20 protein-coding genes are annotated in these 23288 nt (G+C 73.6%); 8 read left to right on the forward strand and 12 right to left on the reverse strand.

What is annotated here, in order from left to right; all coding sequences use genetic code 11:
- Nucleotides 1-24: 24 nt before the first annotated feature.
- Together mycP and ABTZ54_RS14195 are read right to left on the reverse strand one after the other, a co-directional pair.
- Nucleotides 25-1191, reverse strand: a complete 1167-nt coding sequence (gene mycP / locus ABTZ54_RS14190) for a type VII secretion-associated serine protease mycosin (RefSeq protein ID WP_351661841.1) — start codon at nucleotides 1189-1191, stop codon at nucleotides 25-27.
- Nucleotides 1188-2264, reverse strand: coding sequence for a hypothetical protein (locus ABTZ54_RS14195; RefSeq protein ID WP_351661844.1), 1077 nt, complete (start codon nucleotides 2262-2264; stop codon nucleotides 1188-1190). Before ABTZ54_RS14195 ends, mycP begins: the two co-directional genes overlap by 4 nt.
- A gap of 122 nt (nucleotides 2265-2386) precedes the next feature.
- Between ABTZ54_RS14195 and ABTZ54_RS14200 the strand changes: the two genes are divergently transcribed.
- The gene (locus ABTZ54_RS14200; RefSeq protein WP_351661846.1) at nucleotides 2387-3589 is read left to right on the forward strand and encodes an amino acid deaminase/aldolase; all 1203 of its coding nucleotides are present in this window, start codon (nucleotides 2387-2389) and stop codon (nucleotides 3587-3589) included.
- Nucleotides 3590-3596: 7 nt separating this feature from the next.
- Here ABTZ54_RS14200 and ABTZ54_RS14205 read toward each other — a convergent pair whose 3' ends face one another.
- From ABTZ54_RS14205 to ABTZ54_RS14220, 4 genes are all read right to left on the reverse strand, one after another.
- Nucleotides 3597-4853, reverse strand: a complete 1257-nt coding sequence (locus tag ABTZ54_RS14205) for a haloacid dehalogenase-like hydrolase (RefSeq protein WP_351661848.1) — start codon at nucleotides 4851-4853, stop codon at nucleotides 3597-3599.
- Nucleotides 4854-4934: 81 nt separating this feature from the next.
- Nucleotides 4935-5720 carry a 3-oxoacyl-ACP reductase gene (locus ABTZ54_RS14210; protein WP_351661851.1) on the reverse strand — a complete coding sequence of 262 codons (786 nt, stop codon included), beginning with the start codon at nucleotides 5718-5720 and terminating at the stop codon, nucleotides 4935-4937.
- A complete protein-coding gene (locus tag ABTZ54_RS14215; RefSeq protein WP_351661853.1) occupies nucleotides 5717-7096 on the reverse strand; it encodes an aldehyde dehydrogenase family protein in 1380 nt (459 codons plus the stop codon). The genes ABTZ54_RS14210 and ABTZ54_RS14215 overlap by 4 nt, the downstream gene beginning before the upstream one ends.
- Before the next feature lie 8 nt (nucleotides 7097-7104).
- The gene (locus ABTZ54_RS14220; RefSeq protein ID WP_351661855.1) at nucleotides 7105-8469 is read right to left on the reverse strand and encodes a glutamine synthetase family protein; all 1365 of its coding nucleotides are present in this window, start codon (nucleotides 8467-8469) and stop codon (nucleotides 7105-7107) included.
- Between the two features lie 78 nt (nucleotides 8470-8547).
- On the opposite strand from ABTZ54_RS14220, the gene ABTZ54_RS14225 reads away from it, so the two are divergent.
- From ABTZ54_RS14225 to ABTZ54_RS14235, 3 genes are all read left to right on the forward strand, one after another.
- Nucleotides 8548-9276: a FadR/GntR family transcriptional regulator gene (locus ABTZ54_RS14225; RefSeq protein ID WP_351661857.1), complete on the forward strand. Its 729-nt coding sequence runs from the start codon at nucleotides 8548-8550 to the stop codon at nucleotides 9274-9276.
- Between the two features lie 118 nt (nucleotides 9277-9394).
- Nucleotides 9395-10864: an ethanolamine permease gene (gene eat / locus ABTZ54_RS14230; RefSeq protein ID WP_351661859.1), complete on the forward strand. Its 1470-nt coding sequence runs from the start codon at nucleotides 9395-9397 to the stop codon at nucleotides 10862-10864.
- A gap of 75 nt (nucleotides 10865-10939) precedes the next feature.
- A complete protein-coding gene (locus ABTZ54_RS14235; RefSeq protein ID WP_351662365.1) occupies nucleotides 10940-11632 on the forward strand; it encodes a gamma-glutamyl-gamma-aminobutyrate hydrolase family protein in 693 nt (230 codons plus the stop codon).
- Here ABTZ54_RS14235 and ABTZ54_RS14240 read toward each other — a convergent pair.
- Nucleotides 11613-13070, reverse strand: coding sequence for a purine-cytosine permease family protein (locus tag ABTZ54_RS14240; protein WP_351661862.1), 1458 nt, complete (start codon nucleotides 13068-13070; stop codon nucleotides 11613-11615). The genes ABTZ54_RS14235 and ABTZ54_RS14240 overlap by 20 nt on opposite strands.
- Nucleotides 13071-13140: 70 nt before the next feature.
- On the opposite strand from ABTZ54_RS14240, the gene ABTZ54_RS14245 reads away from it, so the two are divergent.
- The gene (locus ABTZ54_RS14245; protein WP_351661865.1) at nucleotides 13141-13776 is read left to right on the forward strand and encodes a TetR/AcrR family transcriptional regulator; all 636 of its coding nucleotides are present in this window, start codon (nucleotides 13141-13143) and stop codon (nucleotides 13774-13776) included.
- 75 nt (nucleotides 13777-13851) lie between these two features.
- A complete protein-coding gene (locus ABTZ54_RS14250) occupies nucleotides 13852-15471 on the forward strand; it encodes an amidohydrolase (RefSeq protein WP_351661868.1) in 1620 nt (539 codons plus the stop codon).
- A gap of 214 nt (nucleotides 15472-15685) precedes the next feature.
- Here ABTZ54_RS14250 and ABTZ54_RS14255 read toward each other — a convergent pair whose 3' ends face one another.
- On the reverse strand, nucleotides 15686-16615 hold the full coding sequence (locus ABTZ54_RS14255; RefSeq protein WP_351661871.1) for a LysR family transcriptional regulator: 930 nt from the start codon (nucleotides 16613-16615) through the stop codon (nucleotides 15686-15688).
- Between the two features lie 70 nt (nucleotides 16616-16685).
- Between ABTZ54_RS14255 and ABTZ54_RS14260 the strand changes: the two genes are divergently transcribed.
- Nucleotides 16686-17831, forward strand: a complete 1146-nt coding sequence (locus ABTZ54_RS14260; protein ID WP_351661874.1) for a TDT family transporter — start codon at nucleotides 16686-16688, stop codon at nucleotides 17829-17831.
- Here the strand turns inward: ABTZ54_RS14260 and ABTZ54_RS14265 are convergent.
- From ABTZ54_RS14265 to ABTZ54_RS14280, 4 genes are all read right to left on the reverse strand, one after another.
- Entirely contained in the window at nucleotides 17770-18492 is a 723-nt protein-coding gene (locus ABTZ54_RS14265; RefSeq protein WP_351661877.1) for a helical backbone metal receptor, read from the reverse strand. The two genes, ABTZ54_RS14260 and ABTZ54_RS14265, sit on opposite strands and share 62 nt — an antisense overlap.
- Entirely contained in the window at nucleotides 18489-19040 is a 552-nt protein-coding gene (locus ABTZ54_RS14270) for a helix-turn-helix domain-containing protein (protein ID WP_329419158.1), read from the reverse strand. The genes ABTZ54_RS14265 and ABTZ54_RS14270 overlap by 4 nt, the downstream gene beginning before the upstream one ends.
- A gap of 171 nt (nucleotides 19041-19211) precedes the next feature.
- The gene (locus tag ABTZ54_RS14275; protein ID WP_351661880.1) at nucleotides 19212-21020 is read right to left on the reverse strand and encodes an ABC transporter permease/substrate binding protein; all 1809 of its coding nucleotides are present in this window, start codon (nucleotides 21018-21020) and stop codon (nucleotides 19212-19214) included.
- Nucleotides 21013-22083, reverse strand: coding sequence for a quaternary amine ABC transporter ATP-binding protein (locus ABTZ54_RS14280; protein WP_351661883.1), 1071 nt, complete (start codon nucleotides 22081-22083; stop codon nucleotides 21013-21015). Before ABTZ54_RS14280 ends, ABTZ54_RS14275 begins: the two co-directional genes overlap by 8 nt.
- Nucleotides 22084-22347: 264 nt before the next feature.
- On the opposite strand from ABTZ54_RS14280, the gene ABTZ54_RS14285 reads away from it, so the two are divergent.
- Nucleotides 22348-23259 (forward strand): 5'-3' exonuclease, encoded by a 912-nt coding sequence (locus ABTZ54_RS14285; RefSeq protein WP_351662368.1) that lies wholly within the window; start codon nucleotides 22348-22350, stop codon nucleotides 23257-23259.
- Nucleotides 23260-23288 lie beyond the last annotated feature (29 nt).

A 23288-nucleotide genomic window follows, 5' to 3' on the forward strand; every position in this document is an offset into this window, starting at 1 on the left:
CCCTTGAGCCTAACCGCCGGGCGGTCAGTGGCTGCGGCTGCCCCGCCACAGGGCGACGGCGGCGGCGAGCAGCAGGACGCCGACGCCTCCGGCGATGGGGGCGAGCAGGCCGAGGGGGCGGCCCGCCTCGGGCTCGGCCTGTGGTCCGGGGCCGAAGTACTGCCCGCCGTAGCCGGCGACGGCGGCCTTGGGGTCGGCGCCCTTGAGCGCGCTCCCCGCCTCGATGGCGGCGGCCGGGTCGACCGTCCCGTACCCCTTCTGGTCGCTGTGGCCGCCCTTGGGGCGGTTGCGGGCGGTGTCGACGAGGAGTCGCTTGACCTGGGCGGGGGTGAGGTCGGGGTGGGCGGCGCGGACCAGGGAGACGGCGCCGGAGACGAACGCGGCGGCGGCGCTGGTGCCCCAGCCCTCGTAGTAGCGGCGGTCCGGGTCGGCGATGACGATGTCGACGCCGGGGGCGCTGACGGTGGCGTACCAGCGGCTGGTGGAGAAGGAGGCGTGGGTGCCGTAGCGGTCGACGGCGGTCACGGCGATGACGCCGGGGTAGGCGGCGGGGTACGAGATGTGGTCGCCCTTCTCGCCGCCGTTGCCGGCGGAGGCGACGACGGAGACGCCCTTGGCGAGGGCGTACTGGACGGCGGCGTCCTCGCCCGCGTCGGGGTGGGCGGACTCGGAGTCGTCGCCGAGGGAGAGGTTGATGACGTCGGCGCCGTGGTCGGCGGCCCAGCGGATGCCCTCGGCGAGGGCGGTGCCCCGGGTCTTGCGGGCCTTGTCGCGGGACTTGTCGGTGCCTTCGAGGATCACCCGTACGGGCAGGATCCGTACCTTCGGCGCGACGCCGAGGACACCGTCCTGGTCGCCGGGCCCGTGGCCGTGTCCGGCGATGATCCCGGCCATGGCGGTGCCGTGCCGGGCCCAGGCGCGGTCGCCGCGGGAGGCGCCGAAGCCGACGAGGTCGGTGCCGGGCAGGACGGAGCCCGTCAGGTCGGGGTGGGTGGCGTCGACGCCGGTGTCGAGGACGGCGACGGTGATGCCCTCGCCGCGGGTGGTCTGCCAGGCGCGGGAGGTGTGCAGGGCGTCGAGGCCCCACTGGCGGGCGCGGATGGTGTCGGCGTACGCGGGGGTGGTGGCGGGCAGGACGGCGAAGGCGGCGGCGAGCAGGGCGGCGGCCGCGGCACGGGGGCGGCGGGTCACCGGGCGTCTTCCTTGAGGGTGGCGGCGACGGTCTTGCGCAGGGCGCGTTCGACGCCGTCGCCGACGCCCTTCGCCTCGTGGCCGAGGCCGGCCTGGGCGACGGCGGTGGTGCGCTTGGCGGTCATGGCGCGGGTGGCGGGCTCGGCCTCGGCGACGGTGCGGCCGTCGGCGAAGCCGGAGACGGCGGTGACGACGACGGGGAGGTCGGGCAGCACGTGCCGCCACCAGCTGGCCCGCTGGGCGTCGCCGAACTTCGCCGCGACGGTCGCGGGGGCGGCGAGGGCGGGCGGCGGGTCGTCCTCGGCGCGGGAGCCGAGGGTGCGCATGGTGGCGGGGTCGGCCTCGGTGAAGACGAGGGCGACGGTGGTGACGTGGGACGAGGTGGCGTCGGTGTAGGTGGCGCGCAGTACGCGTTCGCAGCCGGGCACCTTCAGGGCGGTGAGCAGCCCCTTGGGGAGGACGGCCGCGGTGCAGGGCGTGTCGGGGGCGACGACGATCCGGGTCCAGGTGCGGGCGGCGCCGCCGGGTCCCGCGCCGGGCCCCGACAGGGTGCGCGGGAAGAGGGTGTCGACGGGGGCGTCGTGCCAGACGCGCTTGGCCTGGGAGTAGCCGGCCGGTTCGGCGGGCTCGCCGGCCCCGCTCTCGGCGAGGACCGCTCCGGCGAGGGCGCCGCCGATGAGCCCGAGCCCGAGGACGGCGCAGCCCGCGGCGGCCAGGACCCGCCCGGGCCGCCGCTCCTGCACGGGCCGCAGCCGGGTGGTGGTCTCGGCGGGCGTCTCGTCGGGCAGGGCCCAGCGGTCGACGCCGTACGGGTGCGGGGCGACGACCGGGCGTGCGGGCACCGGACCGGGCCCGGCGTCACGGACCGGCCGCAGCCGGGTGGTGGTCTCGACGACGGGCACCGGCCGCGCGGGCACGGCCGGCGGGAGCGGAACCGAGAGGCCCGGCTTCGCCGCCGGGGGGTGCGTCGGGGGCTGCGGAGACTGCCGCTCCGGGGGCGCGGGCCTGGCTCCCGGCGCGGGCAGGAGGGCGTCGGTGATGCGGGACGTGGGGGGTTGCGGCTCGGTGGTCATCCCCGTCCCCCTGGTCCCCCCGGTCGTTCCCTCACGCGATGGCGGTCACTCTACGGGCTGTTCCCCCGGGTGCGGGAACGCAGGGGCTACCCACGCGTAAACCCGTCTGGCAAGCTCGGGCCATGACTCCCCGTGCGGCCGACCGGGCCCGGTACGACCGGGCCACCGCCTCTCTCGACGCGCCCCTGGCCATCGTCGATCTGGAGGCGTTCGACGCCAACGCGGCGGATCTCGTGCGCAGGGCGGGCGGGAAGCCGGTCCGGGTGGCGAGCAAGTCGGTGCGGTGCCGGGCGCTGCTTGAGCGGGTGCTCGCGCGCGACGGTTTCGCCGGGGTCATGTCGTTCACGCTGGCCGAGTCGCTGTGGCTGGCGAGGGCCGGGATCGAGGACGTACTCCTTGCCTATCCGTCGGCGGACCGGGCGGGGTTCGGGGAGCTGGCGGGCGACGCGAAGCTGGCCGCCGCGGTGACGGTGATGGTCGACGACGTGGCGCAGCTCGATCTGATCGACGCGGCACGGGCCGGCGGCACCGAGGAGGTGCGGGTCTGTCTGGAGCTGGACACCTCGCTGCGTCTGCTGGGCGGCCGGGTCCGGTTCGGGGCGCGCCGCTCGCCGCTGCGGGAGCCCGCCGAACTGGCGGAGCTGGCCCGTTCGGTGGCGCGCCGTCCAGGGTTCCGGCTGGTCGGGCTCATGGCGTACGAGGGGCATGTCGCGGGCGTCGGGGACGCGGTGGCCGGGCGGCCGCTGCGCTCGCGGGCGGTCCGGCTGATGCAGTCGGCGGCCCGCAGGGAGCTGGCGGCCCGCCGGGCGGCGGTGGTCCGGGCGGTGCGGGCGGTGGCGCCGGAGCTGGAGTTCGTCAACGGCGGTGGCACGGGCAGTGTGCAGCACACGGCGGCCGAGGACGCGGTGACGGAGATCGCGGCGGGTTCGGGGCTCTTCCAGCCGCGTCTGTTCGACGACTACACGGCGTTCTCGGGGCGTCCGGCGGCGCTGTTCGCGCTGCCGGTGGTGCGGCGCCCCGGCGTGGGCGTGGTGACGGTGCTCGGCGGCGGCTACCCGGCGTCGGGGGTCGCGGGCGCGGACCGGCTGCCCGTGCCGTATCTCCCGGAAGGGCTGCGCTACGACCCGCAGGAGGGTCCCGGCGAGGTGCAGACGCCGCTGCTGGGCTCGCCGGCCGACGATCTGCGGATCGGCGACAAGGTCTGGTTCCGGCACGCGAAGGCCGGCGAGCTGTGCGAGCGGTTCGACACCCTGCGTCTGGTGGAGGGCGACAGGGTCACGGCCGCCGTCCCGACGTACCGGGGCGAGGGCCGGACCTTCCTCTGACGGCGGCTCAGTACACGGTGTCCTGCTGGTCCGCGATGACGCTGCCGTCGGTGCGGCGGACCGGTGCGGCGGTGCCGTCGGGGGCGGTGTAGCCCGTGGTGGCGCAGGGGTAGGCGCTCGTCTTCCGCTTCTTCGGCTCGATGAACATGGGGTTGACGAGCCAGCGTCCGTCGCCGTTGTCGTAGGCGCGGCACATGAGTTCGTTCTTGTTGCGGTTGAGGACGAGCCGCAGGCCGGTGGCGTCGCGCAGGAAGGAGATGTCCGTGTCGGAGTCCCCGGCGGCGAAGACCTGGCGGCGGGCGGCGGGCTGGACGCGTTCGGCGGCGGGGCCGCGGACGCCGAAGATCTCCTGGTTGATCCAGCAGCGCTTGCCGTCGATGTAGGTGATCATCCGGTCCTCGCCGTCACGGACGCTTCCGCAGCCCTTGAGGTGGCTGGTGAGCCGCCCGTGCTCGGTGGTGTTGCGGATGCCGACGGCGTGGTCGGGTGCGACGTCGACGCCCCGGGCCCACACGTCGACGACGGGCTCGGGCGAGGCGGAGACGATCCACACGTCGAAGCCGGACGCCTTGAGGGCGCGGATCAGGTCGCGCTGCTGGTCGTAGTAGCGGACCCAGCCGGTGACCTTGGAGCTGCCGACCTGCTGGGTCGCGCCCTGCGGGGCGGCGAGGTTCTCGGCGCGGGCGGCGGTGGCGAAGGCGCGGACCTGACGGGGGGTCCAGCCGTGCAGGAGCTGGGCGAGCCAGGCGTACTGCGGCTCGATGCGCCGGTGGTCGTAGCCGTCGAAGGCCTTCTTCCCGCCGGTGGTGGTGCCGTTGCCGTAGACGGAGAGCAGTTCGTCGGCGCAGGCGGTGTCGGTGGCGGTGGGCAGCGTGCGGACGTCGGCGGGGCAGGCCGCGCCGAGGGCTGCGGCGGCCTCGGGGGTGAGGTAGCGGCTGGTGGTGGACCAGTCGCCGTGGCGCGGGGGCCGGACGCGGTCGTTGCGGAGCAGCCAGTAGAAGGTGGCGTCGCCGACGTCGTTCTTGATGACGGTGTTGTCCCAGTCGAAGACGGCGACCGGCTTGTCGCCCTTCGTACGGCAGTGGTCGGCCATCAGGCCTTCGAGGCGGGCCTTGTTGTCGCCGTACCAGCCCTCGGAGAGGGTGAGACCGGCGCAAGCGCGGGGCTCGCGAGGCGTGGCCTGGGCGCCCGCAGCGGGCAGCAGGCCGGTCGCGGCGAGGGCGAGGGCGGCCGCGACGGCGGGGGTGCGGAGCTTGTTGGTCATGAACACTCTCCTGGATGTACGCACGACAGCCGGGCGCCTCGCGACGCCCGGCTGTCGGGGGGATGGATACGCGGTGAACGCTTAGAGCGGGGTCACGTACGCGCCGGAGATCCCGCCGTCGACGAGGAAGTCGGCGGCGTTGACGAAGGAGGAGTCGTCGCTGGCGAGGAAGGCGACCGCGGCGGCGATCTCCTCGGCCTCGGCGAAGCGGCCGACCGGGATGTGCACCAGGCGGCGCGCGGCGCGCTCCGGGTCCTTGGCGAACAGCTCCTGGAGCAGCGGGGTGTTGACGGGTCCGGGGCACAGGGCGTTGACGCGGATGCCCTCGCGGGCGAACTGGACGCCGAGTTCACGGGACATGGCGAGCACGCCGCCCTTGGAGGCGGTGTACGAGATCTGGCTGGTGGCCGCGCCCATGATGGCGACGAAGGAGGCGGTGTTGATGATGGAGCCCTTGCCCTGGCGCCGCATGTACGGCAGGGCGGCCTTGCAGCAGAGGTAGACCGAGGTCAGGTTGACGTCCTGGACGCGCTTCCAGGCCTCCAGGCCGGTCTCCAGGATGGAGTCGTCGTCGGGGGGCGAGATGCCGGCGTTGTTGAAGGCGATGTCGACGGAGCCGTAGGTGTCGAAGGCGGTCTTGAACAGCGCCTCGACCTCCTCCGGGTCGGTGACGTCGACCTTGACGAAGGTGCCGCCGACCTCTTCGGCGGCGGCCTTGCCGGCCCGCTCGTCGATGTCGCCGCAGACGACGTTGGCGCCCTCGGAGGCGAGGCGGCGGGCGGTGGCGAGGCCGATGCCGCTGCCGGCTCCGGTGATGACGGCGGTACGGCCGACGAGGCGGCGGCAGACGATCTCTTCGGTGCTCACAGTGCGGGGCCCTCCGTGCTGATGAAGACGTTCTTGGTTTCGGTGAAGGCGGTCAGGGCGTCGGGTCCCAGTTCACGGCCGAGCCCGGACTGGCGGAAGCCGCCGAACGGGGTCCAGTAGCGGACGCTGGAGTGGGAGTTGACGGAGAGGTTGCCGGCCCGGACGGCGCGGGAGGCGCGCAGGGCGCGGCCGACGTCGCGGGTCCAGATCGAGCCGGACAGGCCGTACTCGGTGGCGTTGGCGAGGCGGATCGCGTCGGCCTCGTCCTCGAAGGGGAGGACGACGGCGACGGGGCCGAAGACCTCCTCGACGGCGCAGGGCGCGTCCTCGGGGAGGCCGGTGAGGACGGTGGGCGGGAACCAGAAGCCGGGGCCCTCGGGGGCCTTGCCGCGGATGACCTCGACGCCCGTGGTCCCCGTGGCCCCTTCGACGTGTCCCCGTACCCGGTCGAGCTGGGCGCGGGAGATCAGCGGGCCCATCTGGGTGCGCTCGTCGAGGGGGTCGCCGACGACGATCTCCTCGATGGCGGGGGTGAGGAGCTCAAGGAAGCGCTCGTACACACCGCGCTGGACGAGGATGCGGGTGCGGGCGCAGCAGTCCTGGCCGCTGTTGTCGAGGAAGGACATCGGGGTGGCCGCCGCCGCGGCCTCCAGGTCCGCGTCGGCGAAGACGATGTTGGGGCTCTTGCCGCCGAGTTCGAGGGTGAGGCGCTTCACCTGGTCGGCGCACTTGGCCATGATCGACTTGCCGACCCGGGTGGAGCCGGTGAAGACGATCTTGGCGATGCCGGGGTGTTCGACGAGTGCGTTCCCGGCGACCGGGCCCTCGCCGGGGAGGACCTGGAAGAGCCCCTCGGGGAGGCCTGCCTCCAGGGCGAGTTCGGCGAGCCGCAGCGCGGTGAGCGGGGTGGTCTCGGCGGGCTTGAGGATCACGGCGTTGCCGGCGGCGAGGGCGGGGGCGGTGGCCCAGGCGGCGATCGGCATGGGGAAGTTCCAGGGCGCGATGACGCCGACGACCCCGAGGGGTTCGAGGATCGTGACGTCGAGGCCGCCGGGGACCGGGATCTGGCGCCCGTTCAGGCGCTCGACTCCCCCGGCCGCGTAGTCGAGCAGGTCGCGGACGTTGCCGGCCTCCCAGCGGGCGTTGCCGAGGGTGTGGCCGGCCTCGCGGACCTCCAGGAGGGCGAGTTCCTCGACGTGGGCGTCGACGGCGGAGGCGAAGCGGCGCAGGATCCGGGCCCGCTCGGCGGGCGCGGCGGCGGCCCAGGAGCGCTGGGCGGCGGTGGCGCGGGTGACGGCGGCGTCCACGTCGGCCGGGGTGGCGGCGGGGACGGTGGCGACGACCTCCTCGGTCGCCGGGTTCAGTACCTGGAGCAAGTCTTTCCTCACATGCGTTCGAAGGAGCGGCGCAGTTCCCAGTCGGTGATGGCGGCGTCGTACGCGTCGAGTTCGACGCGGGCCATGTTGCGGTAGTGGGCGACGACCTCGGGGCCGAAGGCGGCCTTGGCGATCTCGCTGTTCTCCCAGAGCTCGGCGGCCTCGCGCAGGGTGGTGGGGACGTGCTCGTAGCCGCCGGTGTACGCGTTGCCCGTACAGGCGGGCGGGAGCTCCAGGCCCTGCTCGATGCCGTGCAGTCCGGCGGCGATCAGTCCGGCGACGGCGAGGTAGGGGTTGACGTCGCCGCCGGGGAGGCGGTTCTCGAAGCGGGTCGAGCGGCCGTGGCCGACGACGCGCAGGGCGCAGGTGCGGTTGTCGACGCCCCAGGCGACGGCGGTGGGGGCGAAGGAGCCCGGCTGGAACCGCTTGTACGAGTTGATGTTGGGGGCGTAGAGGAGGGAGAGGTCGCGCAGGGCGGCGAGCTGTCCGGCCAGGAAGTGGCGCATGACGTCGGACATGCCGTCGGGCCCGTCCCCCGCCATGACGTTGCGGCCGTCGGCGTCCTGGAGGGAGAGGTGGATGTGGCAGGAGTTGCCCTCGCGCTCGTTGTACTTGGCCATGAAGGTGAGCGAGCAGCCCTCCTGGGCGGCGATCTCCTTGGCGCCGGTCTTGTAGACGGCGTGCTGGTCGCAGGTGACCAGGGCCTCGTCGTACTTGAAGGCGATCTCGTGCTGGCCGGGGTTGCACTCGCCCTTGGCGGACTCGACGGTGAGCCCGGCGCCGGCCATCTCGTTGCGGATGCGGCGCAGGAGGGGTTCGACGCGTCCGGTGCCGAGGACGGAGTAGTCGACGTTGTACTGGTTGACGGGGGTGAGACCGCGGTAGTTCGCGTCCCAGGCCTGCTCGTAGGTGTCCTTGAAGACGATGAACTCCAGCTCGGTGCCGACGTGGGCGGTGAAGCCGTGGGCGGCGAGCCGGTCGAGCTGGCGGCGGAGGATCTGCCGGGGGGCGGCGACGACCGGGGCGCCGTCGTTCCAGGCGAGGTCGGCCATGACCATCGCGGTGCCCTCGTTCCAGGGCACGCGGCGCAGGGTGGCGAGGTCGGGGTGCATGGCGAAGTCGCCGTAGCCGCGGTCCCAGGACGACATCTCGTAGCCGTCGACGGTGTTCATCTCGGTGTCGACGGCCAGAAGATAGTTGCAGCCCTCGGTGCCGTGGCCGAGGACCTCGTCCAGGAAGAACGGTGCGGCGAACCGCTTGCCCTGGAGGCGTCCCTGCATGTCGGTGAAGGCCAGGACGACGGTGTCGATCTCGCCGCTCGCGACGAGTGCGCGGAGCTCGTCGACGGCGAGCGGGGGTGTGCGGTCTGCCACGGGATTGTTCCTCCTTGGGCCTGCCGGGAGCCATAAGGTATTGCTCAGGACCATTGCTTGGGAAGGGGAAACCGCGACGTGACCCAGACGAATGAATCGACCGACCGGTTGACGCCGGTGCTGCGGCCGGTACGCGCGGGCAACGGGTTCGAGGAGGCGCTGGAGCAGATCCTCCAGATCGTCCGGCTCGGCCTGGTGCCCGGCGGGGAGCGCCTGCCGGCCGAGCGGGAGCTGGCGGACCGGATGGGGATCAGCCGGGTCACCCTGCGCGAGGTCCTGAAGGTGCTCCAGGAGCAGGGCCTGGTGGAGAGCCGGCGCGGGCGGTACGGCGGCACCTTCGTGCTCCAGCGCCCGCAGACGGCGGACGAGGCGGAGCTGCGGCGCCGGATCGCGGCCGTCGACGTGGAGGACACGCTGCGCTTCCGCGAGGTCCTGGAGGTCGGCGCGGCCGGACTCTGCGCCGCCCACGGCCTGGACGACGAGGGCGCCGAGCGGCTGCGCACGGCGCTGACGGCCACCCACGACGCCCCGCTCGGCGACTACCGGCGCCAGGACACGCTGCTCCACCTCACACTGGCCGAGCTGTCCGGTTCGCCGACGCTGACCGCGCAGTACGCGGCGGTGCGGGCGACCGTCAACGACCTGCTCGACTGCATCCCCCTGCTCGTACGCAACCTGGAGCACTCGCAGCACCAGCACACCGCGTTGGTGGAGGCGGTGCTCGACGGGGACGCGGACGCGGCGCGCGAGGTGATGCGGGAACACTGCGGGGGGACGGCGGCGCTGCTGCGGGGGTTCCTGACCTGAGGGGGCGGCCCCCACCACGTAACCGGAAAGTAACGCACGGGACTTGCGTCGCCCCCTTGTCCGACGCAAAGGTATGGCACCAATCCATTGGGACCCTTGCGGGGAGCTGACCGCTGCCATGACGCTGGACGACACCTCAGGCACAAAAGGCACCACAGGAAACACAGGCACCACAGGAAGCACCACCGACGACTACCTGGAGCGGCGCACCCTGCGTCGCGGAAGCGCCGGCTGGCTGCTGCTGACCGGGCTCGGCGTCGCCTATGTCGTCTCCGGCGACTTCTCCGGCTGGAACATCGGCCTGTCCAAGGGCGGCTTCGGCGGCCTCGCCATCGCGACCGTCCTGATGGGCGCGATGTACGCGTGCCTGGTCTTCTCGCTCGCCGAGCTCTCCGCCATCCTGCCCACGGCGGGCGGCGGTTACGGCTTCGCCCGGCGGGCGCTCGGCACCTGGGGCGGCTTTCTCACCGGCACCGCGATCCTCATCGAGTACGTCCTGGCGCCCGCCGCCATCTCCATCTTCATCGGCGACTACGTCGAGTCCCTCGGCCTCTTCGGCCTGGAGTCGGGGTGGCCGGTCTACCTGGTCTGCTTCGCGCTCTTCATCGGCATCCACCTGTGGGGCGTGGGCGAGGCGCTGCGCTTCAGCCTGATCGTCACCGCCGTCGCCGTGGCGGCGCTGCTGGTCTTCGCGCTCGGCGCGCTCAGCGACTTCCACGTGGCCGGTCTGGACGACATCCCGGTCGACAAGGGGGCCGTCGGCGCCAACTCCTGGCTGCCGTTCGGACTCCTCGGGATCTGGGCCGCGTTCCCCTTCGGCATGTGGTTCTTCCTCGGCGTCGAGGGCGTGCCGCTGGCCGCCGAGGAGGCCAAGGACCCCGTGCGCTCGATGCCGAGGGCGCTCGCCCTGTCCATGGGCATCCTGGTGCTGCTCGCGGTGGTGACCTTCTTCGCGGCCACCGGGGCGCGCGGCTCGGCCGCCATCCAGGAGGCGGGCAACCCGCTGGTGGTGGCGTTGCAGGGCGACGGGGAGCCGACCGCGCTCAGCCGCTTCGTCAACTACGCGGGACTCGCGGGCCTGGTCGCCTCCTTCTTCTCCCTCATCTACGCGGGCTCCCGCCAGCTCTTCGCGCTGTCCCGGGCCGGCTACCTGCCCCGCTTCCTCTCCCTCACCAGCCGCCGCAAGTCGCCCTACCTGGGGCTGCTCATCCCCGGCGCCCTCGGCTTCGCGCTCGCCGCGGGCACCGGGAACGGGGCCCGGATGCTGAACATCGCGGTGTTCGGCGCCACCATCTCGTACGCCCTGATGGCGCTCTCCCACATCGTGCTGCGCCGCCGTGAGCCGGGGCTCGCCCGGCCGTACCGCACCCCGGGCGGGGTGGTCACCTCCTCGGTGGCCTTCGTCCTGGCGCTCTCGGCCCTGGTCGCGACCTTCCTGGTGGACAAGGACGCGGCCCTCATCGCCCTCGGGGTCTACGTCATCGCCCTCGCCTACTTCGCGCTCTACAGTCGCCACCACCTGGTGGCGAAGGCGCCGGAGGAGGAGTTCGCCGCGCTCGCGGCGGCCGAGGCGGAACTCGAACGCTGAGGCGGCGGACGCCGCCACCTGGAATCCGTACCGGAGGAGAAGCCCATGCCCACGCCCACGCCGCCCACGCCGCCCATGCCGCCCAGGCCGCTGATCGGGGTGACGACCTATCTGGACCAGGCCCGTTGGGGGGTGTGGGACCTGCCCGCCGCGCTGCTGCCGGCCGCGTACCCGCGGCTCGTCCAGGCGAGCGGCGGGCTCGCCGTGATGCTGCCGCCGGACGATCCGTCGGCCGCGGCGGAGGCGGTGGCGCGGCTCGACGGCCTGGTGGTCGCGGGCGGCGCCGATGTCGAGCCGGTACGGTACGGGGCCGAGCCCGACCCCCGCACCGGTCCGCCCGCCCGGGCCCGGGACGGCTGGGAACTGGCCCTGATCGAGGCCGCCCTGGCCGCCGGGACCCCGCTGCTCGGCGTCTGCCGGGGCATGCAGCTCCTCAACGTGGCCCTCGGCGGCACGCTCGTCCAGCACCTGGACGGGCACACGGAGGCGGTCGGCGTGATGGGCCGCCACCCGGTCGACCCGGTGCCCGGCACGCTGTACGCGTCCCTGGTCCCCGAGCGGGCCGAGGTGCCGACCTATCACCACCAGTGCGTCGACGTCCTCGGCAAGGGCCTGACCGCCTCCGCGCACGCGCTGGACGGCACGGTCGAGGCGATCGAACTGCCCGGCCCCGCCTGGGTGCTCGGGGTGCAGTGGCACCCGGAGATGGGTGAGGACCTGCGGGTGACGAGGGAGTTGGTGGCGGCGGCTAGCCGACGGCGGGCGTGACGGGGGCGCCGGGCGTCCGGCCGCGCATGAGGAAGGTGAGGAGGGCGTAGAGCAGCCCCGACACCGCCATGCCGGCGGGCAGGGCCAGGTCCACTCCCCCGAGCGCGTGGGCGATCGGGCCCGTGTACGCGGTGTTGACGCACAGCGCGGCGGCGACGGCGCCTCCGGCCACGGCCAGGGCGCCCGCCGGGTTGACGCCCGCCGTGTACCAGAAGGCGCTGTCCCGGGTCTCGTCCATGAGCGCGCGGCCGTCGTAGCGGCCCCGGCGCAGCAGGATGTCGACGGCGTAGACGGTCATGGCGGGGCCGAGCAGGACGACGGTGAGCTCCAGGACGTTGCCGACGGTGTCCAGGAAGTCGGAGACGAGCAGGGCGTAGAGGGTGAGGGCGACCGCGACGGTGCCGTCGGCGAGCACGCTGAGGGAGCGCCGGACGCGGAGGCCGACGGCCTGGAGGGCGAGGCCCGCGCTGTAGGCGGTCATGGCGTTGATGGCGATCGTGCCCAGGACCAGGGAGAGCAGGAAGACCGGTGTGAACCAGCCCGGCAGCATGGCCTCCAGGGCGGTCTGCGGGTCGGTCGTGTCGACGACGGTCGCGGCGAGGGCGCCGAGCGAACAGACCACGACGCTGGGCAGGAAGCCGCCGAGCGCGGTCCACCCGACGACGGCCCGCCGGGAGGTCGTGGCCGGCAGATAGCGGGAGAAGTCGGCGCTGGTCGTGTACGAGAGCGGGCCCGAGGCGATGAGGGTGACGCCGCCGATCAGGGCCGCCCACAGAGGGGCGCCGGTCAGCGGGGCGTCCGGGGTGTAGCCGAAGTCCGCGCGCCGCAGCACCGCGTAGCCGACGACACCGAAGGCGGCGGTCAGCGCGAGGGTGATCGGCAGGTACAGCCGGATGATGAGGGCGTGCCCGTAGACGCCGATGGTGAGCGTGGCGGCGGCGATGAGCAGGACGACGGCGATCTTGACGCCGGTGCCCGCGTGGAGGCCGGTCTTCTCGACAAGGGCGAAGGCGGCGCCGGCCGCGGCGGCCAGGTTCAGGGCGAAGTAGCAGACGGAGATCGCCCAGCCGGTGACGGCGTTGTTCACGCGGTTGCCGCGCACGCCGTACAGGGCCCGGGTGATCACCTCGCTGGGCGCGCCGGCGGCGGGGCCCGAGACCGCGAGCACGCCCGTGAGCAGCCAGAACAGATTGCCCACGACGATCACGGCGAGGGCCTGGAGGAGGCTGAGCCCCATGAGGACGAGGGCGCCGCCGACGACCAGGCTGAGGTAGTTCACGTTGGCCGCGGCCCAGACCGCGAACAGCTCGCGGGGGTGCCCGTGGCGCTCGTCGTCGGGGATGTGGTCGATGCCGTGCGACTCGATCCGGGTGGGCCGGTCCGTGGCCGACCGCGCGGCGGGGGCGCTGGCGCGCGGGTCGGGAAACGTGGAAGCCATGCGGCCCTCCGTTGAACGTGTCGTGCACACCTGGTTGCTTATTGGTCGCACACTCAATAGCATCACCGGTATGTCGTCAAGCGTTCAGCGCACACGAGTTCGCAAGTCTCCGGAGGCCCGTCGGGCGGAGATCGTGGAGGCCGCGGCCCGGGTCGCCCTGACCGAGGGCCTCGAATGCGTGACCCTGCGCCGCATCGCCGAGGAGCTGGCGGTACGCCCCGGTCTGATCAGCCACTACTTCCCCTCGGCGGAGGATCTGGTGGCCGAGGCGTTCGCCGTCGCGGCCCTCGGCGAACTGGACTCGCTGCTCCCCGCCGAGCGCCCCGACGGGACGCCCACGCAGTACCTGGCCCGCTACTTCGCCCTCTCGACGGGCGAGGCCTACGACGACATCAGCCGCCTCTGGATCAACGCCCGGCACCTCAGCCGCTACCGCCCCGTCCTGCGCGACCGGGTCGCCGAGATGGAACTCGCCTCCGACGAGCGCTTGGAGACCCTCATCCGCGAGGGCGTCGAGCGCGGCGAGTTCCGCACGGACGACCCCCGGGCCACGGCCATCCAGATCCTGGTCGTCCTGGACGGCCTGGGCGCCCACGCGAACACCGACCGCACCGACCGGCCGGCGAGGGTGACCCGGATGGCCGTGACGACGGCGGAGCGGGAGCTGGGGCTGGAGCGGGGGGCGCTGGAGGCGGGGGCGGGGTGACCCGGAGCCCGCCGTGACCGCCCACCCACCTGATACCGCCCCTGTCTCCCCTCCCCTCCCCTCCCTGGAGCCCCTGTGCGTACCCGTCTCGTCCTGTCCTCCGCCCGACTGCTGGACCCGGGCACCGGCACGTTCCTGCCGCAGACGGCGCTCGCCGTGGCGGAGGACGGACGGATCTCGGCGCTCGGCGACGACCGGGAGATGCGTGGGCTCGCGGACGCCGGGACGGAGGTGGTCGACCTGAAGGGCGCCGTGGTCACGGCCGGGCTCGTGGACGGACATCTGCACCCGGTCAGCGGGGCGGAGCTGACGCATGGGCTCGACCTGTCGCGCTGCGCGGACGTGGCGGAGGTACGGGCGGCGCTGGCGGCGGCGGTACGGGAACTCGGGCGCGGCGACTGGCTGTTCGGCTGGGGCCTGGACCCGAACGTCTTCGGTGACGCCCCCGTGGGGATCGCCCCCTTCGACGCGGTGCTCGACGGGATCCCGGCCTTTCTGCTCCTCTTCGACGCGCACTCGGCGCTGGCGAGTCGGAGGGCGCTGGAGCTCGCGGGGGTGGACGGGCCGCGTACGTTCGACCAGGCGTCGGCGGAGGTCGTCTGCGACGCGCACGGGCGCCCCACCGGACTGCTCCAGGAGGACGCCGCGTGCGAGCTGGTCGAGCGGGTCGCGCCGCAGCCCACGCGTGAGGAGCGGCGGGAGCGGCTCGCGGCGGCGCTGCGCGCGATGGCGGCGGCGGGGCTGACCGGCGGGCACGTGATGGACGCGAACGGGGAGAGCCTCGCGCTGCTGGCCGAGCTCGACGAGGCGGGCGAGCTGCCGTTGCGGCTGCGGGTGGCGCCGTGGTGCCAGCCGGGCACGGACGCGGAGGGCGTGCGGGAGCTGATCGCCCAGCAGGGGACGGGCGGTGCGCTGTGGCGCGTGGACGGCGTGAAGCTGTTCATGGACGGCACGATCGACAACGGCACGGCGTGGCTGGAACGGCCCGACTGCCACGGGGAGTCCACGCACGCGTTCTGGCCCGATCCGGCCGCGTACACGCGCGTCATCGGTGAGCTGCACCGGGCCGGGGTGCCGACGGCGACGCACGCGATCGGCGACGCGGCGGTACGGCACGCGCTGGACGCGGTGGAGAAGGCGGCGGCTTCGGGCGGGCGGGCGGTGCGGCACCGGATCGAGCACATCGAGACGGTGCCGGACGACACGCTGCACCGCTTCGCGGAGTTGGGCGTCCTGGCCTCGATGCAGCCCACTCACTGCTGCGACTTCACGCGCGCCGACCACACCGACAACTGGTCGCGGCGACTGGGCGAGGAGCGCGCGTCGCGGGCCTGGCGCTGCCGTGACCTGTGGGACTCGGGCGCCACGGTCGTCCTGGGCTCCGACTGGCCGATCGCCCCGTTCCCGCCCCTGGGCGTGATGGCCGGCGCCCGCCACCGCCGCCCGAGCCACGACCTGACCCTGCCACCCCACGGCCCGGACCAGGCACTGACGGCCCTGGAGGCCCTCCGCGCGATGACCGTGAACACGGCGTACGCGTCCCAGAACGAGCACCAGGCAGGCCGCCTGACCCTGGGCCACCAGGCCGACCTCACGATCCTGTCGGACGACCCCTTGAAGACCTCGGCGACGGACCTGCCGAACCTGACGGTACTGCTGACGGTGGTGGCGGGACGGGTGACGTTCAGGGCGTGACGGGGTGGGCTGAGACGAGGTGAGCCCTCCGGCGGACCAGCCGGCCGGCCAAAGGCCCCACCGGCCCGCAGCCGCCAACGGCCGGCACTCCCCACGGGAAGACCCGCACCCTTCCCCACCCACCCGCACGGGCGGTGCGGGTGGGAACACCCAGCCCGGCCGAAGGCCGGGCGCACCCCCACCGGCCCGCGGCCGCCAACACCGCCCCCGCCCCCTACCCCGCCCGCGTAAGCGACAACAGATCCCGCGCCGGCCCCGTCGGCCGATGCCCCGTCGGCCAGACCGCCCGCAGGTCACGCCGCAGGACGACCCCGGCGACGGGGATGGCGACCAGGCGCCGCGAGGCGAGCTCCTCCGTGATGGCGAGCTCGCTCAGGACGGCGGGCCCGGCGCCCGAGACCGCCGCCGCCTTCACCGCCGTCGTGGAGGCGAGCTCAAGGAGCGGCTGAGCAAGCCCCCCGTGCCCGGCGAGGGCCGCGTCGAGGACCTGCCGGGTGCCCGAGCCACGCTCGCGCAGGACCAGCGGCGTGACGGCGAGCTCCGCCGGATCGAGGGCCGCCCGGCGCCGCGCCCACGGATGGGAGGGCGCGGCGACGACGGTCAGCCGGTCGTGCGCGACGACCGCCCCGTCCAGACCCTCCGGTATCGCCAGGCCCTCCACGAAGCCCAGGTCCGCCTCCCCGGAGAGCAGCCGCTCGGCGACGGCCGCGGAGTTGCCGGCCTGGAGGGACACCGCCGTGTCGGGCCGCCCGGCCCGCAGGGCGACGAGCCAGCCGGGCAGCAGATACTCGGCGATCGTCATGGACGCGGCGACCCGGAGCCGCGAGTCCCGCCGCCCCCGCAACGCCTGGACCCCCGCGTCGAAGGCCTCCGCCGCTTCGACGATCCGCCGCGCCCAGTCCGTCACGAGCGCCCCGGCGTCGGTGAGCCGCGACCCGCGAGGGGACCGGTCGACGAGCGCGACACCCAGCTGCCGCTCCATCGAGCGGATGCGGCTGCTGGCGGCGGGCTGCGTGATGCCGACCTCGCGGGCGGCCCGGCCGAGGCTGCCGTGCCGGGCGACGGCGAGGAGCAGTTCGAGCGCGCCGAGGTCGGGAACCCGGTGGGACAGGGGGTGCGGGATGTCGTTCGGCTCGCTGCTCATAAAGCCAGCTTATGGGCTCATAGCCACGATGTCCCTGGTGGGGGGCGTGCGACGGAGAGAAGGTCGAGCCATGGCAACAATCGCTCCCTCCCGCACCGCCCCCGTCGCCGCCACCCCCGGCGCCCGGTGGACGTCGGTGCGGCACCTCGGTCCCAACTGGTACGCCTCCGTGATGGGCACCGCCATCGTCGGTACGGCGGGAGCGACCCTCCCCGTGGACGTCCCAGGACTGCGCACCGTCTGCACCGCCGTGTGGGCGCTGTCCCTGCTGATGCTCCTGACGCTGCTCGGCGCCCGGAGCATGCACTGGATCCACCACCGCGACCAGGCCCGCGCCCACCTCCTCGACCCCGCGATGGCCCCGTTCTACGGCTGTCTGTCGATGGCGCTGCTGGCGGTCGGCGGCGGCGCGATGGTCGTCGGCCGGGACTGGATCGGGCTGCCCGCGGCGATCGCCCTCGACACCGTGCTGTTCACCACGGGCACGGTGATCGGCCTCGCCGCCGCGGCGGGGATCCCGTACCTGATGGTGGCCCGCCACCGCATCGAGGGCGCGTCCCCCGTGTGGCTGCTGCCCGTCGTCGCCCCCATGGTCTCCGCCGCCGTCGGCCCGCTGCTCGTGCCCCACGTGGCGGCCGGCCAGGCCCAGGAGACGCTGCTGCTCCTCTGTTACGCGATGTTCGGCGTCAGCCTGCTCGCGACCCTGGTGATGCTTCCCTTGGTCTTCAACCGGCTGGTCACCGACGGCCCGCTGCCCCTGGCGCTGACCCCCACGCTGTTCCTGGTGCTCGGCCCCCTGGGCCAGTCGACGACCGCCGCCAACAAGTTCGCCGACGCCGCGCAGGGCGTGCTGCCCTCCTCGTACGCCCACGGCTTCACCGCCTTCGCGGTCCTGTACGGCGTCCCCGTGATGGGCTTCGCGCTGCTGTGGCTGGTGTTCGCGGGCGCCCTGGTGGTGCGGGCGCGGCGCCGGGGCATGGGCTTCGCAATGACCTTCTGGGCCTTCACCTTCCCCGTCGGCACCTGCGTGACCGGCGCCGAGGGCCTGGCCCAGCACACCGGGCTCGCCCTCTTCCGCTGGCTGGCGATCGGACTGTACGCGCTCCTGGTCACCGCCTGGCTGGTGGCGGCGACCCACACCCTGCGCGGGCTGTTCAGCGGAGCGCTGCTCGCAGCACCCGGGGCGCCTCGGCCAGTGACGGCCCGTACCAGGTGAGACACCGCCCGTCGACGAGCGCGGCGACGGCCCCGGGGAACGCCTCGGGGCCGTCCTCGCGGGTGAAGCGGTACGGCTCGTCGGGCAGGACGACGAGCTCGGGCGCCGCCGCGTTGAGCTCGTCGAGCGGGATGCGCGGGTAGCGCTCGGGGTGCCCGGCGTAGAGGTTGCGGACGCCGAGCCGGGCGAGCAGGTCCCCGGCGAAGGTGTCGCGGCCGAGCACCATCCAGGGGCGGCGCCAGACCGGTACGACGGCGGTGCGGGGCGGCCCGTCCGGGGTGACGGCCGCCCAGGCGGCCTCGGCCGCGTCCAGCCAGCCGGGCCGGGCCCGTACCCCACAGGCGGCGAGGACCCGGTCGAGCTCGGCGAAGGCCTGGTCCAGGGTGCGGACCTCGGTGACGAGGACGTCGATCCCGGCGGCCCGCAGCGCGTCGAGGTCCCGCACCCGGTTCTCCTCCTCGTTGGCGATCACCAGGTCGGGGCGGAGGGCGGCGACGGCGGCCGTGTCCGGGTTCTTGGTGCCGCCGATCCGCACCGCGTCGCCCAGGTCGGCGGGGTGCGCGCACCAGTCGGTGACGCCGACGAGCGTGCCGGGCGGCGCGGAGACGGCGACGGCCTCGGTGAGGGAGGGCACGAGTGAGACGACCCGCGTCCCGCTCATGCCTCCGCGGCCTCGATGTGGTCGGCGACGGAGACGAAGACCAGCCGGGTGCCGGGCAGGGTGGCCCGCCAGCGGTGGCGTACCCCGCCGGAGAGGTAGAGCGTGTCGCCGCGCCCGAGGCGGTACGCGCGGCCCTCGGCCTCGATCTCGGCGGCGCCGTCCGCCACGTACAGCAACTCGTCGTTGCGGTGCAGGAATTCGCGGCCCGCGTCCTGCTCGCCGGTGAACTCCAGGGCCTGGAGCTGGTGCCGGCCGCGGACCAGCGGCCGGACGCCCGGCGGCATCTCCCACAGCTCCTCGTCGGAGCGGACGACGTCCACGGTGCGGGCGGCCTCGGCGGCGGCGAGCAGTTCGGCGGCGGTGGTCTCCAGGGCCACGGCGACCAGCTGGAGCGAGCGGTCGCTGGGGCGGGCCCGCTCGTTCTCGACCTGGCTGAGGAAGGGTACGGACAGGCCGCTGCGCTGCGCGACGACGGCCAGCGTGAGCTGGAGCGCCCTGCGGCGCCTCTTGACGGCCGCGCCCACGCGCAGCGACTCCTTGTCGTCCATGTCGGCCCCCTCCCTCGTGTCTCGTGCCTTACGCGTACTGGTCGGTTAACTGAACCTTACGCAGCTTTGGGCCGGGGTTTCGCGTCGTGGCGAAAAGGGGTGGTCGCCGAACACGCTCGGCGACCACCCCTTTTCGGACAGGAGTCGTTCCCCTCTCAGGGGGAGGCGGGTCTACTGCGGGGCGAGGCGCTCCGCGAGACCGGGGTTCCGGTCGAGCCAGGTGCGCACGGCCTGCTGCTCCTTGCCCTTGCCGGTCTCCTGGATGACGGCCTCAAGACCGGTGAGCTCGGCCTCGCTGAGCTCGAACTTCTTCAGCCAGGCGCCGACCTCGGGGTTCTCGGCGGCGAAGCCCTTGCGGGCGAGGGTGTGGATGCCGTCGCCCGTGCCCCAGGCGCCCTTGGGGTCCTGGAGCTTCTTGAGGTCGTAGGTGGAGTAGGCCCAGTGCGGCGACCAGAGGGTGACCGCGATGGGCTCCTTCTTGTCGTACGCGCGCTTGAGTTCGGCCAGCATGCCGGGCGTGGAGCCGTCGACGACCTTGTACTCGCCCTCCAGGCCGTACTCCTTGAGCACCTTGTCGTTCAGGATCCCCATCATTCCGGCGCTCGGCTCGATGCCGACGATCCGGCCCTTGAACTGCCCGGCCTTGCCCTTGAGGTCGGCGAGGGAGTTCACGTCCTTCATGTACGAGGGGACGGTGAGCTCCAGGGAGGTGGGGCCGTACCAGGAGCCGAGGTCCTCCAGGTCGTTCTTGTACTTGTCCCAGTACTGGGCGTGGGTGACGGGCAGCCAGGAGTCGGTCTGGAAGTCGATCTGGCCGCCGGCCAGGCCGGTATAGAGAGCGCCGGCCTCCAATTGCTTGGCGTCGACCTCGTATCCGCGCCGTTCCAGGAGCTCCTTCCAGAGGAAGGTGGAGGCGATGCCCTCGTCCCACGGGATGTAGCCGAGGCTGATCTTCTTGCCGTGGCCGGTGTTCGGTCCTGACGCGGTGGTGGAGGAGGAGCCGCCGGAGCCGAGGAAGCCCATGCCGCCGGCGACGAGGGCCAGGACGACGACGCCGACGAGGGCGGTGACGGGCTGCGGGCGGTGGTCCCACAGGCGCGCGCCGGCGCGGGCGGCGCTCGCCGCGCGGGCCTTGGCGAGGGCGCGGCGGCCCAGCGGGGAGACCTGGCGGCCCAGCGCTCCGGTCATGCGGTCGAGGTACATCGCCAGGATCACGATGGAGATGCCGGCCTCGAAGCCGAGGCCGATGTCGACGTTGCCGATGGCCCGGTAGACGGCGCCGCCGAGCCCGCCGCCGCCGACCATGCCGGCGATGACGACCATGGAGAGGCCGAGCATGATCACCTGGTTGACGCCGGCCATGATCGTGGGCAGCGCGAGCGGCAGCTGGACCCGCAGCAGGGTGTTGCGCGGGGTGGTGCCGAAGGCCTCGGCGGCCTCGACGAGTTCGCCGTCGACCTGGCGGATGCCGAGCTCGGTCATGCGGACGCCGGGCGGCAGCGCGAAGACGATGGTGGCGATGATGCCGGGGACCACGCCGACGCCGAAGAAGATGATGCCGGGGATGAGGTAGACCATCGCCGGCATGGTCTGCATGAAGTCCAGGACCGGGCGCAGCACGGCGCTGACGGTCTTGGAGCGGGCCGCCCAGATGCCGAGCGGCACGGCGATCACGAGTGTGACGAGGGTGGCGACGAGCACCAGGGAGAGGGTCGACATGGCGTCGTCCCACAGCTCGATGGAGTCGACGAGGGCGAAGCCCGCGAAGGCGAGCAGACCGGCGGTGAGCCCGCGCAGCCACCAGGCGACGATCGCGAGGATGCCCGCGAAGAGCAGCGGCTGGGGCGCGGAGAGGACGGCGTCGATGCCGTCGTAGAGGCCGGTGACGAGGGTGGTGATCGCGTCGAAGAGCCAGGACAGCTGGGCCTGGAGCCAGTCGACGGTGCTGTCGACCCACTCGCCGAGGGGGAGCCTAGGCACGGGCGGTCACCTCCTGGGCGGATCCGGTGAGGCTGCCCATGGCGGCGAGGAGACGGTCCTGCGGTACGACTCCGAGGACGGTGCCGTCGGCGTCCTCGACGGCCACGGGGTGCGGGGCCAGCGCGGAGACGGCGCACAGGTCGGCGAGGAGGGTGTCGGGCGCGACGGCGCGGCAGGAGCAGTCGGCCGGGCAGTCGCCGGGGTCGACGGCGCCGTCGGTCATGACGGCGGCGGCGGTGAGCACCCGGGTGCGGTCGACGTCCTGGATGAAGGAGGCGACGTAGGCGTCGGCGGGGCGGACCAGGATGTCCTCGGCGCTGCCGAGCTGGACGATCCGGCCGTCGCGCATGACGGCGATGCGGTCGCCGAGGCGCATGGCCTCGTTGAGGTCGTGGGTGATGAAGACGATGGTCTTCTTCAGCTTCTGCTGGAGCACGAGGAGCTGGTCCTGCATGTCGCGGCGGATCAGCGGGTCGAGCGCGCTGAACGACTCGTCCATGAGCAGCAGGTCGGCGTCGGTGGCGAGGGCGCGGGCCAGGCCGACGCGCTGCTGCATGCCGCCGGAGAGCTCGTCGGGCCAGGAGCTCTCCCAGCCGCCGAGCCCGCACAGCTCCAGGGCCTCGGCGGCGCGCTTCTCGCGCTCGGCGCGCGGGACGCCCTGGACCTCCAGGCCGTAGGCGGCGTTCTCCAGGACGCTGCGGTGCGGGAAGAGCGCGAAGTGCTGGAAGACCATGCTGATCTTCGTGGAGCGGACGGCGCGCAGCTCGCGCGGGGAGAGCGCGGTGAGGTCGGCGCCGTCGTACAGGACGCGGCCCGCGGTGGGTTCGAGCAGGCCGTTGAGCATGCGGAGAAGGGTGGACTTGCCCGAGCCCGACAGACCCATGACCACGAAGATCTGGCCGGGTTCGACGGTGAAGGAGGCGTCGACGACGGCCGCGGTGGTGCCGGCGGCGCGCAGGGCGTCGCGGTCGGCGGCGCCTTCCGCGGCGGCCAGCTTGCGGACGGCTTCGTCGGGTCGCCTGCCGAACACCTTGTACAGGTGGTCGGCTTGGAGCGTGGACACATGCACCTCACGGGTAGCAACGAAAAACGGCCCGCTACCCCCGCAGCAGCCGGGCCGTGGAGCGGGGCGGGTTCTGTCCGCTCGGCCCGTCGCGTACGTCATCCGTTGCCGAATCCCGTACCGGGCCCGCTCCGAGCTCGCGCCTGCCCCGGCCTTTACGGGGCAAACACGAAGGTGACGGGGGTCACTCGGGGAGTGCCGCGCGGGCGGGGCCGGGGCGATGTCGGTGGGGTGCGGCATGATCGGGGTGTGACGCGACGCCTGATGCTCCTCGACACCGCCAGCCTCTACTTCCGCGCGTACTTCGGCGTGCCGGACTCCGTCCGCGCGCCCGACGGGACGCCGGTCAACGCCGTGCGAGGGCTGCTCGACTTCATCACCCGGCTCGTCCAGGACCACCGCCCGGACGATCTGGTGGCCTGCTGGGACGAGGACTGGCGGCCGCAGTGGCGGGTGGACCTCATCCCCTCGTACAAGGCGCACCGGGTGGCCGAGGTGACCGAGTCCGGGCCGGACGAGGAGGAGATCCCGGACACCCTGTCGCCGCAGGTGCCGGTGATCGAGGAGGTCCTTGCCGCGCTGGGGATCGCCCGGGTGGGCGCCGAGGGCTTCGAGGCGGACGACGTGATCGGCACGCTGACCGCGCGGGCCCAGGGCCCGGTGGACATCGTCACGGGCGACCGGGACCTGTTCCAGCTGGTCGACGACGGGCGCGGCGTGCGGGTGCTGTATCCGAGGAAGGGCGTCGGCGACTGCGACCTGGTGGACGACGAGCTGATCCTGACGAAGTACGGCGTGCGGCCCGGGCAGTACGCGGACTTCGCGGCGCTGCGCGGGGACGCGAGCGACGGGCTGCCCGGTGTGAAGGGCATCGGCGAGAAGACGGCCGCGCAGCTGATCACGGAGTACGGGGACCTGGCGGGCGTCCGGGCGGCGGCGGCCGACCGGACGTCGAAGCTGACCCCGGCGAAGCGGCGGGGCATCGTGGAGGCCGCGGAGTATCTGGACGTGGCGCCGACGGTGGTCCGGGTGGCCCAGGACGTGCCGCTGCCGGAGTTCTCCGCCGCGCTGCCGTCCGCGCCCCGTGACCCGGCGGCGCTGGCCGCGCTGGTGGAGCGGTGGGGCCTGGGCGGGGCGGTGGGGCGCCTGCTGCCGGTGCTCGGGGCGGGCCGCTGAGGAAGGCCTCTGGAGCCGGTCCGGCCGGG

Source organism: Streptomyces sp. NPDC094032 (genome assembly GCF_040303965.1).
Lineage (GTDB): Bacteria > Actinomycetota > Actinomycetes > Streptomycetales > Streptomycetaceae > Streptomyces.